This is a genomic window from Saccharicrinis fermentans DSM 9555 = JCM 21142 (assembly GCF_000517085.1).
Taxonomy (GTDB): Bacteria; Bacteroidota; Bacteroidia; order Bacteroidales; family Marinilabiliaceae; genus Saccharicrinis; species Saccharicrinis fermentans.
Genome location: NZ_KI912107.1, coordinates 4,979,016 through 4,996,687, shown reverse-complemented (window position 1 = coordinate 4,996,687; position 17,672 = coordinate 4,979,016). Strand labels below are relative to the sequence as shown.

Genomic DNA, 17,672 nt, shown 5'->3' with positions numbered 1-17,672 from the left:
AATATAAAAAACATGGCTCAATTAACATTAATAACAGGAGGACAACGTTCAGGTAAGAGCTCCTACGCTCAAAAATACGCAACACAATTAAGCAGTCAGCCCATTTATCTAGCAACCTCCAGAATATGGGATGAAGAACACAGAAAGCGCATTGAGAGACACAAGGCAGATAGGGATGAACGTTGGGTAAACATAGAAGAGGAAAAATTTATTTCCACCCATAACTTCAAAGGGAAAGTAGTACTAATTGATTGCATTACACTATGGCTTACCAACTTTTTCTTTGATAACAAAAGCGACATTGACCTATCGCTGTCTCAGGCACAAAAAGAATTTGATGCTCTCCTGAAACAAGATGCCCATTTCATCATTGTCACCAACGAGATCGGGCTAGGTGGCATGCCTGAAAATGAGATACAAAGGAAGTTTACGGACTTACAAGGATGGATGAACCAGTACATAGCACAGAAAGCCAACGAGGTTATACTAATGGTAAGTGGTATTGATGTAAAAATAAAGTGACGAAATACAAACAAAGACCAAACACAAATCCATTAAAAAGAATACCATAAAAAAAAATAAGGGCAGACCCCATTGGATCTGCCCCACTCACACAACTAAACCTTTAGTCTGCTGTGTCCCACCACAGCCTTAGTTGTTTTATTTATCTTTCTCATATTTCACGGCTTGTGAATAAGAGAAAGTGATTGAATTTTCATCATCGCCAATAACAGTAGAAGTAACTTCAGAAACAGTCAATACTCCATACATCACATTGCCCATATAATCAAACTTATAGGCATACATCTCTCCAATAACTACATTATCTACAGAAGAAACCAAGCTAGCAGCTTCCACTACATCTACCACTTTCGACAAATTATAAACATCTTCCTCAGTTTCAAACTCATCTCCTATTTCAACCTTCACAAACGCTACATCTGAAGATGTAAAACCCCTGCTTATATCAGTAGATGTAAATGTAATTTCACCCGCGTCTTTCACTAATTCAAATGAATCCTTTGAATCAGATAAGACACCTGGATCTTCAACTACTAAAGACTGAGCGCCCACCGGAATCTCAATCATCTTCGTTTCCATATAAGCACCCGACATGGCGGTAATCTTATAAACGATAGTATCCTCCAAATTAAAGTCCACCCCATACACAGAGTCTTTAAACATATATGTCATCATTGCTGACTTGCTTTCCATCTCTACAAACGCAGGATCTGCATCAACACTTGTGATTACTTTTTTCTCAACAACGATAGACTCTATATCATTAAACATTGTTTCAACATCAAAAGAAACACGACTATAAACAGAATCATATTCATAAATCATATCACCTCCAGTTGCTGCAATAGCATCCACCACATCAATAGAGTGCTGCGAAGTGCTCATGTAAGAATCGAAGTCAATAGTAGTAGTCAACACAAGAGATGAATCTGCCTTCCAATATCCTCCAAAATCGAGTGCAGAAAGACTCTTTGAAGCAGACATATCCTCAACGCTCAGCTCCTCACTCACCAATTCTCCTCCCGTTAAAGTCAACATATCAACGCCAGGGTTCGACACTGTTAACTCAATATCAAAAGGACTATCAAATATAGTAACCTCTGACACATCAATAGAAACCGTTGCGGATTCAAAAAACTCGTTACTATCGTCATCGTCGCATGCAGCCAACAAGAACACCAAAGAAAACAAGCCGTATATTAATTTATTTTTCATATTATCAATATTTAATAAACACATTAATTTTGCCACCACATTTTAGTAGTGATTTCATCTCCGCCCATAGAAGATTTTGCAGCTTCAACATTCGCTTTATTTACACTGTATTCGTTGAGCAAGTAACTAACCCTATTGGGCACATCTGATGATAAACTCCCCACACCATAAGTATACTTTTCTGTTACCTCACTTACAATACCAAGGTCATCTTTCACCAGATAAGTATAATCGTATGTTTCATTGGGCTTAATAAGCGTGTTAGGATAACCAGTTCTTCTGTATTCACTCCATGCCTCCATTGGTTGCATATAAAGGGCAATATACTTTTGAGTTAAGACTGTTTCTTCACTCGCTGGAGGTAAAGCAGCTACATAAGCATCGATTGCAGCAGCATCAACTCCCCATCTCGACATGGAGGCTTTTACTCCCATTTCATACCAAGTTTGATCCCAACCATTATATTCACTCAGAATAAAACAAACTTCGGCATACTCCATATAAATTTCAGTGTAATCTGCAGCTAGAATGGCAGCTCCAGGAAGCGACTCTTTTACAAAACCACCTACTTCTCCGTTATTACTCGTCAAAGGAATACCTACTTTAAATCCATCTTCATTATCATCCACAAAGATATCCAAGCGCGGATCAGCCACAAACGGACCTCTTTCCCCTTGCAACAACTCAACAAAAGACCAGGAAGGAGCAAAATCTATTCTGTTTTCCACATAAAAGGCACGATACATAGGCGCCCCATTTAATGAAGTATTTTCATAAGCCACTCCGGCATTATCCGCATTACTCTCCATTACACCTGCTGCAATAGCTGATGACATATGGTTTAATGCGTCCGGATACACATCCTTCACACGGTTCGCAATTCTCAATCTTAATGAGTTTGCAAACTTTTTCCATTGAACAGCATCACCACCATAGAAATTATCACCATCAATCATATTTTCATCAAGCATAATCATTGCCTGAGCCTCATCCAACTCTTTAAGCATATCAGCATAGATAGCAGACTGCTTAGCATAGGCCGGTGTTGTAATGCCAGCATCCTTGATTGAGTTTGCCTGAAATGTTTCATCATCATTTCCATAAGAATAATAGGGTACATCGCCCCACATCTCTGTGGCTATTTGATAAATATAAACAAGCATTATACGAGCAGCCGCAATCTGATTTTCATTAGGTCCGTATGCTGCCATAGCATCTTTTGTCGCCTCGCTCGTATTCAGCTCAATAATATCCCTTAAATCCTGCGCGTTTTTATACAAGTCTTCCCAACCTGCTTTATTAACCGTTTCTCTATACTGATATCGATCCTCCTCGGTATAAGCTGTTTGGTTCCAATACTGAACCCATAACAAAGACATTCTGCCGGAAAACCATTCATCACGGGTATCATCCATCAATCTTTTCTGCACCCTATTCATTATTCCATAGGTAGGTGCTACTTCTGGTTCGTTCGGACTTCCATAGTAATCCACATCGCAAGAAAATGTTACTATAGCCACCAGAATAACAATGATATATTTTATTTTATTCATAGTTGTTGCTTTATAATTAAAATTTAATTTGAACATTGAAACCATACGATTTGCTTCCAGGAACGATACCTCCTTCTAGTCCTTGAATATTTCCATTACCTCCAACAATGGTCTCTGGATCTATACCTTTATTATCTAATCCCCAAATCGCAAGATTTCTTCCATAGGCAGAAACCCTGATTGATTTAATAACATCAACAACTTTAGGCAAAGTATAACCAATAGTCACCTCACGAAGTTTCACATAATCTGCATCAAATACACTTGTTGCACTAGGTGTATCATAGCCATGATAATGATATTCACCATAATCAATGGCACTTAAATGCATATCATTTTCTTCATATCCATTACCCTTATCAACAACTCCATCCAACACAAGTCCATCCTCACGAATCGTGTTTCCATTTGAGGTAGCTGTTGCAGTCGCCTCGGCCATACCCGAGTACATAGACCACATATTTGTTAAAGAGTAATATTTTCCTCCTTTAGACATATCGATCAACACACCCAAATCTATATTCTTATATCGGAATGTACTTTTAAGACCAGCTGTATAATCAGGCAATACCGATCCCATGGATTGTAAATCACCCATTTCATAAAATCCGGTTTCAGAATTAATTACTTTATTGCCATTATCATCATAAACAAAGTCATAAGCATATAATTCCTGGAATGTTTTTCCTTCTACCGAATTAATGTAGGCGCCTCCAAAAGGAGCACTTGCCAACTGTAATTTACCACCTAATGATGCAGGAAGTTCTTTTACCTCATTGGTATTTTTAGCGTAGTTGATACCCAACTCCCAACTAAAGTCTCCAACTTTAAGCGGCGTACCATAAACCATTAATTCAATACCTCTATTATTTATCAAACCAGCATTAATCACCTGCTCAATATAACCTGTAGACCCAGAAACTTCTACTGGAACAATTTGGTTTTCTGTATCCCTAGTATAGTAGGTAAAATCAAACCCGGCTCTATTATGCAAGAAAGAACCTTCAACACCGAATTCCACCTCTTGTGTTAACTCTGGTTTCAAGTTCTCATTTTTTAAACGATCCAGATTTGTAAACTGTGGATTCCCTTGAAAAGGATCACTTATTTCATAAGTATTATATACTTGATAAGGGTCAGTACCATTACCTGTTTCACCATAGTTCAATCGTACTTTAAGATTATTCATCCAGCTATATTTCAATAACTGAGACAAGATAACACTTCCGGAAACTGATGCATAACTATATTCATTATGTTCCTCCGGCAATGTAGAATCATAATCGGTACGATAGGTTGCTTCTAGGTAAGCAAAACTTTTATAGCCCACACTGGCCATTCCAAACCAACTATTCACTCGCTTCTCTCTATCGTAATCATCCAAGATAGGCTGATTCGCAGAGTTATTCAGGTTATACAGACCATCAATTACCAGACCACCGTCTGTTTCTCCTTCGAAACGAGAATAATTTTCTTTCCGGATATTGCCTCCTACAAATCCTAAAACATCCAAGTCTCCAAATCTTTTTTGGAAATTTAATTTTCCTTCATAATTTGTTTCTATGGCCTGGCGTTGAACTTGTTTAAACATAGATTGTGCCTGAGAACCAATAGCAACTCTTTCGCGCGCGTTAAACGTATAAGTATCTAAGTAAACATTACCAGAAGCTGATAAATAATCAGTCAAGTTAATTTTACCACCTACCGTTCCAAAAATACGAGTTCTATCATCGTCCTGATAATTCTTATAGGCTGTCCAATAGGGGTTATCAGAATATTTAGGTGTTGCATCACTCGCAGAAGTACGGTTCCATGTTCTATTGGTTCCATCAGGGTTCGCATAGTTTTTCAACTTATCCATGTCCAACTGACGTTGTCCCCATTGAAAGAATTTTTGCGATTGAGAATTATCTCCATAACCAAACTGTGGACGACCTTTGGTATCTGTATGAACAAATGTAACATTGGAATTAAGTTCCACGAATCCATCTAACACAGAAGTATTTCCATTAATATTGAAGGTGTTTTTATTCTGTTTAGAATTTGGAACAATTCCTTCCATCGAAATATTGGTATAACCAATACGTAATGCCGAATTTTCGGAAGTACTAACAACGTTAATACTATTTTGATAAGTAATGCCTGTTTCGTAAAAATCTTCCACATCATTTTTCGAAGCCTCCCATTTCCCGGTGACAGGAGCACTCGTAAGACCTTGCTCATAATCAGCAATACCCCACCAATGCAGAACATCCTGGCCTTCGAATTTAGGCCCCCAGCTTTCATCGACAGCATAACTTACTGTTTGATACTCCACGCCATCGATTGTTGTTGAACCAAAACCACCGTAACCACCACCATATTTATCTTGTAGTTCGGGCAAAATACTTACCCTATCAATGGTAACGCCAGAATTAATGTCCACAGAAAAAGTTTTTTTACCTTTTCTGCCTGACTTGGTTGTAATCATGATCACACCATTCTGCCCCCTACTACCGTAAAGAGCAGATGCCGCACTTCCCTTAAGCACCTCAACATTGGCAATGTCATATGAGTTCAAGTCAGCGACCATTGAACCATAGTCATATCCACCGCCACCACTTTGTGTTTCAACATCATTAAAACCCTCATTACTGATAGGCACCCCATCAACTACAAATAAAGGTTGGTTGTTTCCACTAAAGGAGCTAGCTCCCCTAATCAATATATTCTGCGATCCAGCAAAATTTTGACCAGAAACACTTAAACCCGCTACTTTACCAGATAAAGAAGCGATGGCATTTACATCATTCGCAGCCATCAAATCATCTTCAGACACACCTTGTGATGCATACCCCAATGATTTCTTTTCTCGGGATATTCCCAGCGCAGTTACAACTACTTCATCTACATCAATAGCACTCGATGCGAGCATTACATTAATACTAGACCGATCACCAATCATGATCTCCTTGGTTTCCATCCCAACGAATGTGAATACAATGATTTCGGCATCCTGAGGCACATTCAATAAGTAAGATCCATCTGGACGAGAAACTGTCCCTGAGGTTGTTCCCTTAACAATAATAGATACTCCCGGAATCGGGTCGCCGTAATTGTCGACAACTTTTCCGGAAATAGCTTTTGTTTGGGCATTTAAAGTCTGTAGGCCTAAAAAAAGAACCATAGACAGAAATAATGCTAATTTCCGCATAAAACAAAAGGTTAAATTAATAAATGTATATTTAAAAAAGACAATGCAATTTTTGAAATAGTAATAAAATACTCTATTGCTATTTTTCTAAAAATCTATTTTACATAGAAAAAGCAATGGACTGTTCATTCCATAAACGACCAATCTATTACTTAAGTATCTTCATTCTCATCACGCATCGATTAAACGGTTTTTGTTGATTATTTTCAATTATTTTACTTTAAAGGTTAGCTACTTACACCAGTGGGGGAACACTCTTCTTACACAAATAGCCAATATTTATTGCAATTAATAATTCATCTACTTTTTAGGATTATTTTTTAATAATTAAAACTTACAGATACATTCAAATAATAATCTATTATACTCAAATCGTCATAATCCAAAATCAAAAATACAATATTTTTCAATGGAAACAAAATAGACCTCTATTTTTTAGATCCATTTCGTATCAGTTTGTATTTTCTCAGAACCATACCCCTTATTTTTTATACTATTATTTGCATAATAAATACCAAACAAAATCATTACATATTTTAACACAAATCACACCACAGCTACATTCCTGACACTTGTCATATATAGTCTTTGCAAGAAAACTCCAAATACTGCGTTATTCTCATTTTTGAAACAGTCATTTACAATCAGTAAACTCCTTGGTTTCAAAAATATCGAAAGCCTTGTCTTTGAAGCTTTCTTATCAAAGACAGAAAAAACAGTAGTTTTCTTGCAGCCACTATATAACAAGTGTCAGGAATGTACAACAAAACATATTACAATAATTCTAGTATGTCATCCTAGCAAAAACACGGATTGAGATGTTGAAATTGACAAACAGGAATAATCCCAAGGAGGTATTAGCGATCAGATTTGATAGCCTTAAGTCTTTCGAAAAACAATTCAGCAGAGAGGGCAGACTTATTTCTCGCTTTGGTTTTATAAGTATAGATGGTATTGATGGATACACCAAGTACTTGCGACATGGTTTCATTGTCCTCGACCCCAAGCCGGATCAAAGCCAAAATTCTTAATTCAGTATTTAGGAGCTGGCCGGATCGTAAAACATAGTTATTTTTGGCTTCTACCAATTCATTCACCTCCTGAATAAAAGAGGGAAAGAGTTTTAAAAAGACCTCATCAAAGTTATGAAACAGTTCATCTCGCTCTTTTTTGGGGTTAATTGTTTTTAGTATGGCTTTAAGTTTATGGGGATCATTTGAAACCAGTAAGGTATTTAAGGACTTGGAAACATCTTCCAACTTACCAACAAACAGCGATCCCATATTAAAAAAGTGACCAATATACCGCTCCTTTATTTTATTGGCCTCCTTAAGTCGAACATTCAAAACCTTTAGCTCCTTATTATTTTGTTGGATCACCATCCATATTTTTCGGAGATTAAACAATTGACGATAGACAAACAATAAAAAAATCAACACAACAATAACCAAGGCGGAAACAATCCAAATGTACCTGACCGCCTTTTGTCGTTTTTTTTCCTCCTGTAACAACCTAGCCACTTCAATGACCGGAAATATTTCAGCAACCTGTAACATTCTTTGCTTAGACCCAAAGAATGCAGCATCCTCCTTTGCCTTTTGAATGTATTCATAAGCACGTTCTATTTCGCCATGCTCCATTAGAAAATCGGCCAACACCATTAATGATATGGCTTCTTTGGTGGCCGTTTTAATATCAGCCATGGTCGACTTTATTAGATGCTCTTTTCCCAAAGCATCTTTTCCTTGCCTTATACAAATATATCCCAGACAGGAATGAACTACAGCCTGCTCGTGCATGCTTAGCGGCATTCTCCCGGCCATGGTATAATAGTAGGCTGCAGAATCGGGCTGCCACTTAGCTAAAAACCTCAAAGCTTTGGTTATCAAAGGCTGAACAGAGTTTGGCATCCGATATTCTAAAACCGAATCCACATAACCCTCTGCTATTTCCCTATAAACAGGGGAATAAAAATCATCATTGATATAATCCGCCAAATCATAATAAGCTCTCACTTTATAACTAAAATAATCCTGACGCTCTCCCTCTGGTAACTGATCAACACTGACCTTATTTAAGGTATCAATGGCCTCCTTATAGTATCCTACCGAAACCAACAAGTGACCAAAGCTCGACTGACACTGGGCAATAGCCTTTTGATGATTCATGCGATAAGCTAAATCGATGGCACCTCGAAAATAAAACATGGCCGAATCAAAAACATAAGTAGCATATTCATCCGCCACCTTTTTATAAAGTTGGTAGCATTCCCATTCCTTTCCCTTGACCTGTCTCTCCAAAATTTCTGACTTAAGCGAATCTAACCTTCGTTCCTTCTTGCCATTAAAGAAATTTTCATTTTCTATCAGCCTATCCAGTTCAGCATACCTGTCCATTGCATTAATAGTAGATACAGTGGAGAAAAACAATAAAAATAGAAAACAAAAATACTTTATCATGAACACACCCTATAATACATCTGGTAAAATGACTTAAACTTCGTTTAACATGTAAAGTAATTAAATACTAATGGCATTTCTCATCATTTTTTATTTTTTTTGTAAAAAAACGAGTCCCATGGAAGTAAAAATAGAAGCAGGTTGGAAAAATCTGTTAAAAGAAGAATTTAACAAAGCCTATTTTATCAATCTCAGTAAATTTGTCAGAGAAGAATATGACAAACAAACTATCTTCCCACCTGCAACTAAAATATTCAATGCTTTTAACTTATGCCCACTCAACAAGACCAGAGTGGTCATATTAGGCCAGGATCCTTACCATGGTGAAAATCAGGCACACGGCCTCTGCTTTTCAGTTAACGAGGGCGTTAAAACACCTCCATCATTGGTAAACATATTTAAAGAAATAAAAAACGACTACGGCACCCCTCCTCCTTCCAGTGGAAATTTGGAACGATGGGCCAAACAAGGCGTATTACTTCTAAATGCCACATTAACAGTCAGAGCCCACCAAGCCGGATCGCACCAAAAACAAGGCTGGGAAAAATTTACCGATAGCGTCATAAAATTATTGGCCCAAGAAAAAGAAAACCTAGTTTTTATTCTATGGGGTGCCTATGCCGGCAAGAAATCGGCCTACATTAACCCTACAAAACATTACATTTTAACATCCGCACATCCTTCTCCCTTGTCTGCCCACCGTGGCTTTATAGGCAACAAGCATTTTAGTAAAACAAATGCCTACTTAAGGAGCAAAGGCTTACAAGAAATTATCTGGTAAAAAAATAATGCTTCACAAATGTGGGTGATTCTTCCCCATTCACATTATAAAAACCTTCCAGATAATCATTAAATATTTTCCGGTCTGTACCCACTGCCCTCTGTCTACATTCTGAAGTAATATCCTCAAACACCATGGAAACATGCCGTTTAGGACAAAAAAACAATAAGTTAGCCAGTGCATACCCGATGCCTTTCCCTATGGAAGAAACAAAATCAGGCGATTTACCTGTCCATGCCTTAGACCACATACTTCCCCACAGGCCATTAATCCTAACCCCCACAATTTGAACATCCTCAGGCAAGTCTTTAACAATTTCATAGGCCGCCTTTTTATTAAGAATTCTCTCAAATCCCTGAGAAGCAATCTGTCCTGAAGGATAAATCACCAGACTGCGTTTAGAGTCAAAGGCAAGCATTGCCGATTGGGTTATATCATTTAAAACATGAAGATTCCTGCTTCCTGCCCCAAGATCGCTTACTCGAACGGCGCCCCATTTTTTAAAGAACTTATTAATAATAGGCAAATCATAATAAGTTGCCGTCACCACAGGCACAATATTTTTATGCGGATACACAAAACTGACCAACAGCATAGGATCAACCACCGCCTGATGATTAGGTAAAAACAACACAGGCTTGTCTTTATCTACCATATCCATATTCAACAACCTCACCCTGTATCGTAACGACAACATAAGTCGTCCCAACCAAAAAATAAATTGAGCCATTGCCTTGACTATCGGATGTTTTTCTTTCATAAGTATATTCGTTGCTTACATAATTCAAAAAACAAAAATAACACCGTACACTACCATTTTGACAATTGTAAATAACACTCAGGCGCGCATACCTGCTCCTGGTATTTTTAAAAATGCAATAATGGTAGTTAAAATTGTTATAAACAAAATAGCCACAAAAACCATGGCTGCATCAAATTGTCCTTCAATCACAGAAAAAATACCAGCTGAAAACAAAATAGCAACAAATACCATTTGATTATTATAAGCCAGCACAGGTCCAAGTTCCCTTCCTTTAACCCTATCTTGCATAAAAGCATTTAGAGGTATTTTAAACAATCCGGCAAAAAATGCAAAAACAACAATCAGAATAGTAAAAACAGTAACATCCGGTTTCATTACAAAAATCCCCAACATAGCAATGGTCATACCCACTCCCCCGATGGTCACCAGTTTTGTTTTCACTTGATGGTTCGATATAACTCCGGCAACATAGCACCCCACACCAATACCGACAGCCACCAAAGCCATGATAAATCCCGTAGCAGTATTAGACAAATTTAGAAAATCTTCACAATAAATATAAAGATTCATCTGCACCATAGAACCTATCAACCAAAACATAGACAAGCCCAAAACAGTATAATTTAATCCTGAAATTTGCTTACTCCACCGATACCATTTCACCGGAAACAAAAAGGGATTTAAGGTATCATCAGAGTCATCTTCCGGAGCTGTTTCTTGCGGATGAATGCCTAAACTAGCGAACCATCCTACCACTGCCAACAATATAAGCACAGCACACAACACCAAAAGGACATATATGGGTTTAGAAAAATAACGATCTAAATCAGAAATAAAACCTCCCAAGAAAGTCCCTAACAAAACCGCCACAAAAGTAATCATTTCCATAGCTCCCGTACCAAAGGAAATACCACCTCTACCCCCAATATCACGAATAATACCGTACTTACTAGGTGAATAAAGGCAACTCTGCAAGCCCATTAAAAACATACTGATCATCACCACATAAATGTTACTCAGCATAAAGCCTAATGCTGCAATCACCATAATGGGAATCTCTGACAACTTTGCCCACTGAATAATTTTAGCTTTGGGATATTCTTTGGCGAGCTTTCCTGCCCATGGTGATAAAAAAATATAGGGTAGCACCAACAAAGCAGCAGCAACAGAAACCAAGGTCGCCTTGCTGTCTGGACTGAGCCATGACACACATACAAAACCAATAAGTGTTTTCAATAAATTATCATTTAATACACCCATAAAATTGGTACTAAACAATGGAAACCATTTTAATCTTTTATTCATTACTTTCAATTTAACACCTAAAAAGACTTTCAAACGCCACATTCTCACACTTAAAAAACCATCTAATGACATTCATTCATTGCCAATAATCTATATTAAACAAAAGCTCTAACATACAATTTTATTTCTATCTATGTTGAATTACACATGTTAAGTTTGATTTTCTAGCGTAGGAATTATAGATTTGTCCTGCAAAAAAGTTAAAGGCAGAAATAAAATATAAACAATGGGACGCGCATTTGAATACAGAAAAGCCACCAAAATGAAGCGGTGGGCTGGCATGGCTAAAACATTTACCAAGCTAGGACGACAAATAACAATGGCAGCAAAGGATAGCGGGCCTGATCCGGAATCTAACCCACGCCTGAGAATGCTTATACAAAATGCCAAGGCTGCTAATATGCCCAAGGACAATGTAGAAAGAGCCATTAAAAAAGCCACTGAAAAAAATACAGACGACTGGAAAGAAATTGTTTATGAAGGATATGGACCCTTTGGCATCGCCGTTTTAGTTGAAACGACTACCAACAACAATACCCGAACAGTGGGTGCTGTACGCAGTTATTTCAGTAAGGCAGGTGGTTCTTTAGGAACTACAGGAAGTGTAGAGTATATGTTTGAACGCAAATGTCACTTCAAGGTTGAATCAAAAGAAGGGCTCGATCTAGAAGAATTAGAACTGGAAATGATTGATGCCGGTGCCAATGAAATATTTGAAGAGGACGGTAAAATAATTATTTATGGCGAATTTGAGAGCTATGGATCCATCCAAAGTTTCTTAGAAGAAAATGACTTCGAAATTATAAGCTCTGAATTCGAACGCTTCCCTACTACAACAAAAAAGCTAAGCGAAGAAGAGGTGGCTGTGTTTGAAAAAATGTTGGGTAAATTTGATGAAGACGATGATGTAACCAACGTATATCATACAGCTGAAGGACTGTAATAAAAATATCCCTTACATAAAAGCCATACCTAAAAAAGGTATGGCTTTTTTTTGCCCCTCCCCATCCTACACAAACTGAAATTTTAGTTTAAAAAATTGTAGAACTAAAATATTAGTTGTAAGTTTGAACTAATATTTTAGTTTTATAGAAAAATGAAAGAACTCACAAAAGCGGAAGAACAAGTAATGCAGCAACTTTGGGAACTAAAAGAAACCAATGTTAAAGGCATTATAGAAAAACTACCAGAACCTAAACCAGCATACAATACCATATCAACTATTGTTAGAATTTTAGAGAACAAAGGCTTTGTTGATCACCAGAAGGCTGGCAAGGGGTACATATATTTTCCGTTGGTATCCAAAGAACAGTACAAAAAGAAATTTATGAAACGGCTCATATCTAACTACTTCCAAGGTTCATTCAAAGAGATGGTATCCTTTTTCGCCAAAGAAGGTAAGATGGACATTTCAGAATTTGAAGAATTAATGAATGATGTGAAAGAAGAACTAGATCAAAACACAGAGAAACCATCATAGCCGTTACTAAGATCCCAATGATCAAAACTAAATGAATCAAATTTAATCAATGGAAAATTTCATCAGTTACCTAATAGAGGCCTCGATAATATTGGGAATATTAACCCTATTTTATCGCTTTGTACTACACTACGAACCTCTTTTTAAATTCAATAGATTTTTCTTATTATTCTCATTACTATTGGCATCTACCATTCCCTTAGTTCATATCTCTTTTTACACGGTAAATACAGAAACATCTAATATTGTAGTACTACTCGATTCAGTAAACGTATTTTCAGAGGACATGCGTAAAATGGTTGTTCCGGTAATTGCCGAAAATAAATCTTTCGCCTGGCTGTATTGGATAGGTTCCATTTTCCTTGTAACCAGATTACTATGGAGCATCATTCAATTGGGTGGATTATCACAAAAAGCAACTTGGCATAAATATAAAGGACTAAGAATAGCCGACTTATCTGGCAAATTCAATCCTTTTTCGTTTTTTCATATCATTTTCATCAACCGATCACGCTATTCCGATGACGATCTGAATAAAATTATGGTTCATGAAATGGCACACATCAAACATCGACATTCATTGGATGTACTACTGTTTGAGACTCTTCTCATTGTTCAATGGTTCAACCCCTTTGCCTGGTTAATAAAGATTTTGCTAAAGGAGTTGCACGAATTTCAAGCCGACCATTCTGTATTACAAAAAGGAACAACAATCGGCTCTTACAAAAAACTGTTGTTATGTCAGGCCACTGGGGCCCAATTACTGCCTGTCAACAACTTTAATCAATCAATTACTAAAAAACGATTCAAAATGATGACAAATAAAATTCTTACAAACAAAGCATTGGTAAAAACCATTACAGCCATATTAATGATCGCTGGCGTAGGGTTCTTTTTTGCATGTGACAACGAACTAAGCTCCGACATAGAAAATACTGAAGATATCCTGAGCTTAAAATCAACATCCAACAATAACAGTTATATACTGGGAGATTCCACCCGCGTATACTTTATTACTGACTCCATACCAAAATTTCCAGGTGGCGATCAGGCGATTAGAGAATTCATAGCCCAAAAAGTGAAATACCCGGTGTATGCCCAGGAAAATAATATACAGGGTAACGTTTATGTTAAGTTTATTGTTGATGAAGAAGGCTATGTTACAGATGTCAATATAGCCCGAGGGGTCCATCAGTCCATAGATGAAGAAGCACTCAGAGTCGTCAGCTCAATGCCTCAGTGGAAGCCTGGAATCCACAAGGGAAAAGCAGTGAAAGTATCATATACCATCCCTATTAATTTTAAATTACAAATAAATGACAATAGCGAAAGTAATTTAATGGATGAAAACACTTTAAAAGACATAGATCCATTAGTTATTTTAGATGGAAAAAAAATAACAAAAGCTGAGTTGATCAAAATTTCCAACGAAAACATTGCATCCATTAACATACTTAAAGACAAACAAGCCACACAAAAATATGGTGTAGAAGGCAAAAATGGCGTCATACTTATTCAGTCAAAAGAATCTTCCTCCAACAAATCTACACCTGTAAAGACAGAAGAAGTTCACGCAACTGGATATGAAAAATAAAAGACAAACCATATAAAATAACGATCGTACAGAAAACGCCCAAAACAATACGTGTGGCATAAAACAATAAAACTCATCGGTTAGTAACTACACTAACCGGTGAGAAAATCACCTCTTCTCATCCTTTTTTCAATAATCAACAAACAAATAAGCCCTGTAATAGCACTTTATCGGCAAAAGACCTTAATTTTGCACCAGTTAACCGCGAACGCAAAAACATGTCTATAATTTACCATCCCCAAGAATATAAAATCAAAGATGAGTCGATGAAGAATTTTATCGATCACGACGAAATCATTGAGATATTAGAAGCCACAAGAAATCCCACCCAAGAACAAGTAAAAACTATCATTCAGAAGTCATTGAACAAGCAACGACTCTCTCTATTCGACACAGCCCTTTTGGTGAATGCCAATGACCCCACATTGGTCGCAGAAATTAAGGACGCAGCCAAAACCTTAAAGCAAAACATTTACGGAAAAAGAATCGTTCTTTTTGCACCGCTTTACATAGGTAACCTGTGCATCAACAACTGCACCTACTGTGGCTTTAAAGCCGAGAATACAGCCCAAAAAAGAACAACTCTCACTAGTGATGATCTAAAACAAGAGGTAACTGCATTGGAAGATGCCGGCCACAAACGCCTCATCCTCGTATATGGAGAACACCCCAAATACAATGCACATTTCATAGCAGAATCGGTTCAAACGGTATATTCGGTTAAGCATAAAAACGGAGAAATAAGACGTGTTAATATCAACGCAGCTCCTTTGGATATTGATGGATTTAGAATCGTTCAAGAAGCAGGCATTGGAACCTATCAGATATTTCAAGAGACCTACCATCGTGAAACCTACTTAAAGGTACATAAAAGTGGGCTCAAACGAGATTACGACTGGCGCATTACAGGCTTGGACCGAGCCATGGAAGGAGGCATTGATGATCTGGGCATTGGAGCATTGCTCGGACTTTATGATTGGCGTTACGAAATAATGGGTTTGATTCGTCATGTAAACCACTTTGAAGCGGTGTTTAATGTGGGTCCACACACCATCTCTTTCCCAAGAATACAAGATGCATCTGGTATTGAAATGGATCCGCGGTGGATCGTTTCTGATGAAGACTTCACCAAATTAGTGGCCATACTACGGCTGGCCGTTCCTTATACCGGACTCATACTCACTGCTCGGGAACCGGCGCATATCCGGGACGAAGTGCTTCAATATGGTGTTTCACAAATTGATGGTGGTACAAATATTGAAATGAGAGGATATTCTAAGGACGATGAACAACAAAACATTGACAAAGAACAATTTGAAATAAAAGACAAGCGCTCCCTCAATGAAATAATGGAAGAGCTGGTAGACAACGGTTTTATTCCGTCATTCTGCACCGCTTGCTACCGACTAAACAGAACCGGAGAACATTTTATGGAATTTTCAGTTCCCGGTTTTATAAAACGTTTTTGTCAACCTAATGCCATCCTCACTCTGGCAGAGTATTTAGAGGATTACGCACCCCAAAAAACCAAAACAAAAGGATATCAACTCATCGAAAAAGAACTCGAGGCCTATGAAGATATTCACTTCAAAGAAAAACTAATAAAACGTTTGGAAAAGATAAAAAAAGGAAAACGTGATTTATACTTTTAACACATCAGGCTAACTTCACATTCCCATCATAATCGGCATATAGCACAAAAATAGTCACTAAGGAAACCTAAAATATAATTCTTCGTAGAACTTGCATTAATAATTTCTTTAGAATGAAGACAAAACTATTGTTAAGTACGGTTGCCATAGGATTAAGTGTATATAATTGCGACCAGATAGAAACCGAAAATGCATCCATTAGCACGGTGGAAGCAATTGATGCAATGACCGACTACACACAGGCAGCCCGCCATTTCCAAGGAGTTAATAACGCTTGTGATTATGTAGTTTCATATTCTGAGAACAAAGAAGACAATAATACAAAATCCATTACAGGTCCGGATATTATCTATTCACCAAGTGACTTAGCTACCTTCCCATTATCCATAACGGTAGACTACGGTACCAATGGAACACTAGGGCTTGATGGAAGGGTACGAAAAGGGAAAATACATATTCAACTTGAAAACACATGGTTCAATCAACAGGGATCGAAGTACATTGCCACTTTCGAGAATTACTTTCAAAATGATCATCAGATTGAAGGTATCCATACCGTTAATAACCTAGGAAAAGATAGCAACGGACATTTAGTTTTTAAAGTAGAAGTGAGTAACGGCCAAGTGACCAATGAACAAGGACAGGTACTTCATTTTGAACAACAAACCACACGCACCTGCATAACAGGTGACGATACACCTTTGAATATTTGGGATGATTCATATTTAATAGAAGGGGTTCAATCCGGAATATGCTCTAACGGCATTACTTACCTACTTACCATACGCGATAACAACCCTTTGGAAGTAGCACCCATCTGCCCCTATATCAAAAGTGGCATTGTTGATGTCTATATTGACAACAGTCCAGATATAAATATCAACTATTTTGTAGACGAAAATGAGGATCAAATTGCCGACTGTTCCTCATCATCCACCGTAACAATTGGCAATTACGAATATAAAATAGGAAATGCAGGAACACAAAATTAAATAAGTATCTCAAAAACATTGTGACACAAAAGCAAATACGCAAATGGTTTTCAAACCATCCCTGTTTCATACCCAAATGATGCATTAGAACTTCGTAATAAATTTTCTGATTAACAATATAATAGCTAAATCCACTCGTTTATAAGCAATTATTGAAAAGTGT

Annotated in this window: 13 protein-coding genes; 7 read left to right on the top strand and 6 right to left on the bottom strand. The window is 37.4% G+C overall.

Annotated features, from left to right (window positions below; translation table 11 throughout):
- Positions 1 to 12: 12 nt before the first annotated feature.
- A complete protein-coding gene (cobU, locus tag CYTFE_RS0120635) occupies positions 13 to 522 on the top strand; it encodes a bifunctional adenosylcobinamide kinase/adenosylcobinamide-phosphate guanylyltransferase (RefSeq protein ID WP_027473372.1) in 510 nt (169 codons plus the stop codon).
- Between the two features lie 138 nt (positions 523 to 660).
- Here the strand turns inward: cobU and CYTFE_RS0120630 are convergent, their stop codons facing one another.
- The 4 genes from CYTFE_RS0120630 to CYTFE_RS0120615 all read right to left on the bottom strand — a co-directional run bounded on the left by CYTFE_RS0120630 (position 661) and on the right by CYTFE_RS0120615 (position 8,942).
- Complete coding sequence (locus CYTFE_RS0120630) at positions 661 to 1,737, bottom strand: hypothetical protein (protein WP_027473371.1); 1,077 nt, start codon at positions 1,735 to 1,737, stop codon at positions 661 to 663.
- 23 nt (positions 1,738 to 1,760) lie between these two features.
- Positions 1,761 to 3,290: a SusD/RagB family nutrient-binding outer membrane lipoprotein gene (locus tag CYTFE_RS0120625; RefSeq protein ID WP_044214048.1), complete on the bottom strand. Its 1,530-nt coding sequence runs from the start codon at positions 3,288 to 3,290 to the stop codon at positions 1,761 to 1,763.
- Positions 3,291 to 3,306: 16 nt separating this feature from the next.
- Positions 3,307 to 6,483, bottom strand: coding sequence for a SusC/RagA family TonB-linked outer membrane protein (locus CYTFE_RS0120620; RefSeq protein ID WP_044262957.1), 3,177 nt, complete (start codon positions 6,481 to 6,483; stop codon positions 3,307 to 3,309).
- Positions 6,484 to 7,340: 857 nt separating this feature from the next.
- Entirely contained in the window at positions 7,341 to 8,942 is a 1,602-nt protein-coding gene (locus tag CYTFE_RS0120615; protein ID WP_044213775.1) for a DUF6377 domain-containing protein, read from the bottom strand.
- A gap of 118 nt (positions 8,943 to 9,060) precedes the next feature.
- Here CYTFE_RS0120615 and ung point away from each other — a divergent pair, with 118 nt between their 5' ends.
- Positions 9,061 to 9,723, top strand: coding sequence for a uracil-DNA glycosylase (ung, locus tag CYTFE_RS0120610; protein WP_027473367.1), 663 nt, complete (start codon positions 9,061 to 9,063; stop codon positions 9,721 to 9,723).
- On the opposite strand, the gene CYTFE_RS0120605 is transcribed toward ung, so the two are convergent.
- Together CYTFE_RS0120605 and CYTFE_RS0120600 are read right to left on the bottom strand one after the other, a co-directional pair.
- Positions 9,713 to 10,483, bottom strand: a complete 771-nt coding sequence (locus tag CYTFE_RS0120605; protein ID WP_027473366.1) for a lysophospholipid acyltransferase family protein — start codon at positions 10,481 to 10,483, stop codon at positions 9,713 to 9,715. The two genes, ung and CYTFE_RS0120605, sit on opposite strands and share 11 nt — an antisense overlap.
- A 78-nt stretch (positions 10,484 to 10,561) precedes the next feature.
- A complete protein-coding gene (locus CYTFE_RS0120600; protein ID WP_161636294.1) occupies positions 10,562 to 11,791 on the bottom strand; it encodes an MFS transporter in 1,230 nt (409 codons plus the stop codon).
- Positions 11,792 to 12,017: 226 nt separating this feature from the next.
- Between CYTFE_RS0120600 and CYTFE_RS0120595 the strand changes: the two genes are divergently transcribed.
- The 5 genes from CYTFE_RS0120595 to CYTFE_RS0120575 all read left to right on the top strand — a co-directional run bounded on the left by CYTFE_RS0120595 (position 12,018) and on the right by CYTFE_RS0120575 (position 17,509).
- Positions 12,018 to 12,734, top strand: a complete 717-nt coding sequence (locus CYTFE_RS0120595) for a YebC/PmpR family DNA-binding transcriptional regulator (protein ID WP_027473364.1) — start codon at positions 12,018 to 12,020, stop codon at positions 12,732 to 12,734.
- Positions 12,735 to 12,887: 153 nt separating this feature from the next.
- Complete coding sequence (locus tag CYTFE_RS0120590) at positions 12,888 to 13,271, top strand: BlaI/MecI/CopY family transcriptional regulator (RefSeq protein ID WP_027473363.1); 384 nt, start codon at positions 12,888 to 12,890, stop codon at positions 13,269 to 13,271.
- 49 nt (positions 13,272 to 13,320) lie between these two features.
- On the top strand, positions 13,321 to 14,865 hold the full coding sequence (locus CYTFE_RS0120585) for a M56 family metallopeptidase (protein WP_027473362.1): 1,545 nt from the start codon (positions 13,321 to 13,323) through the stop codon (positions 14,863 to 14,865).
- 218 nt (positions 14,866 to 15,083) lie between these two features.
- Positions 15,084 to 16,517, top strand: a complete 1,434-nt coding sequence (gene hydG / locus CYTFE_RS0120580) for a [FeFe] hydrogenase H-cluster radical SAM maturase HydG (protein WP_027473361.1) — start codon at positions 15,084 to 15,086, stop codon at positions 16,515 to 16,517.
- 113 nt (positions 16,518 to 16,630) lie between these two features.
- A complete protein-coding gene (locus tag CYTFE_RS0120575) occupies positions 16,631 to 17,509 on the top strand; it encodes a hypothetical protein (protein WP_027473360.1) in 879 nt (292 codons plus the stop codon).
- The last annotated feature ends 163 nt before the right edge of the window (positions 17,510 to 17,672 follow it).

What these genes read in the sequence shown, in the direction of transcription:
- CYTFE_RS0120590 (WP_027473363.1), top strand. Translation starts at nt 12,888, where the DNA reads ATGAAAGAACTCACAAAAGCGGAAGAACAAGTAATGCAGCAACTTTGG.
- CYTFE_RS0120625 (WP_044214048.1), bottom strand. Translation starts at nt 3,290, where the DNA reads ATGAATAAAATAAAATATATCATTGTTATTCTGGTGGCTATAGTAACA.
- CYTFE_RS0120630 (WP_027473371.1), bottom strand. Translation starts at nt 1,737, where the DNA reads ATGAAAAATAAATTAATATACGGCTTGTTTTCTTTGGTGTTCTTGTTG.
- CYTFE_RS0120585 (WP_027473362.1), top strand. Translation starts at nt 13,321, where the DNA reads ATGGAAAATTTCATCAGTTACCTAATAGAGGCCTCGATAATATTGGGA.
- CYTFE_RS0120605 (WP_027473366.1), bottom strand. Translation starts at nt 10,483, where the DNA reads ATGAAAGAAAAACATCCGATAGTCAAGGCAATGGCTCAATTTATTTTT.
- hydG (WP_027473361.1), top strand. Translation starts at nt 15,084, where the DNA reads ATGTCTATAATTTACCATCCCCAAGAATATAAAATCAAAGATGAGTCG.
- CYTFE_RS0120620 (WP_044262957.1), bottom strand. Translation starts at nt 6,483, where the DNA reads ATGCGGAAATTAGCATTATTTCTGTCTATGGTTCTTTTTTTAGGCCTA.
- CYTFE_RS0120600 (WP_161636294.1), bottom strand. Translation starts at nt 11,791, where the DNA reads ATGAATAAAAGATTAAAATGGTTTCCATTGTTTAGTACCAATTTTATG.
- CYTFE_RS0120575 (WP_027473360.1), top strand. Translation starts at nt 16,631, where the DNA reads ATGAAGACAAAACTATTGTTAAGTACGGTTGCCATAGGATTAAGTGTA.
- CYTFE_RS0120595 (WP_027473364.1), top strand. Translation starts at nt 12,018, where the DNA reads ATGGGACGCGCATTTGAATACAGAAAAGCCACCAAAATGAAGCGGTGG.
- ung (WP_027473367.1), top strand. Translation starts at nt 9,061, where the DNA reads ATGGAAGTAAAAATAGAAGCAGGTTGGAAAAATCTGTTAAAAGAAGAA.
- CYTFE_RS0120615 (WP_044213775.1), bottom strand. Translation starts at nt 8,942, where the DNA reads ATGATAAAGTATTTTTGTTTTCTATTTTTATTGTTTTTCTCCACTGTA.
- cobU (WP_027473372.1), top strand. Translation starts at nt 13, where the DNA reads ATGGCTCAATTAACATTAATAACAGGAGGACAACGTTCAGGTAAGAGC.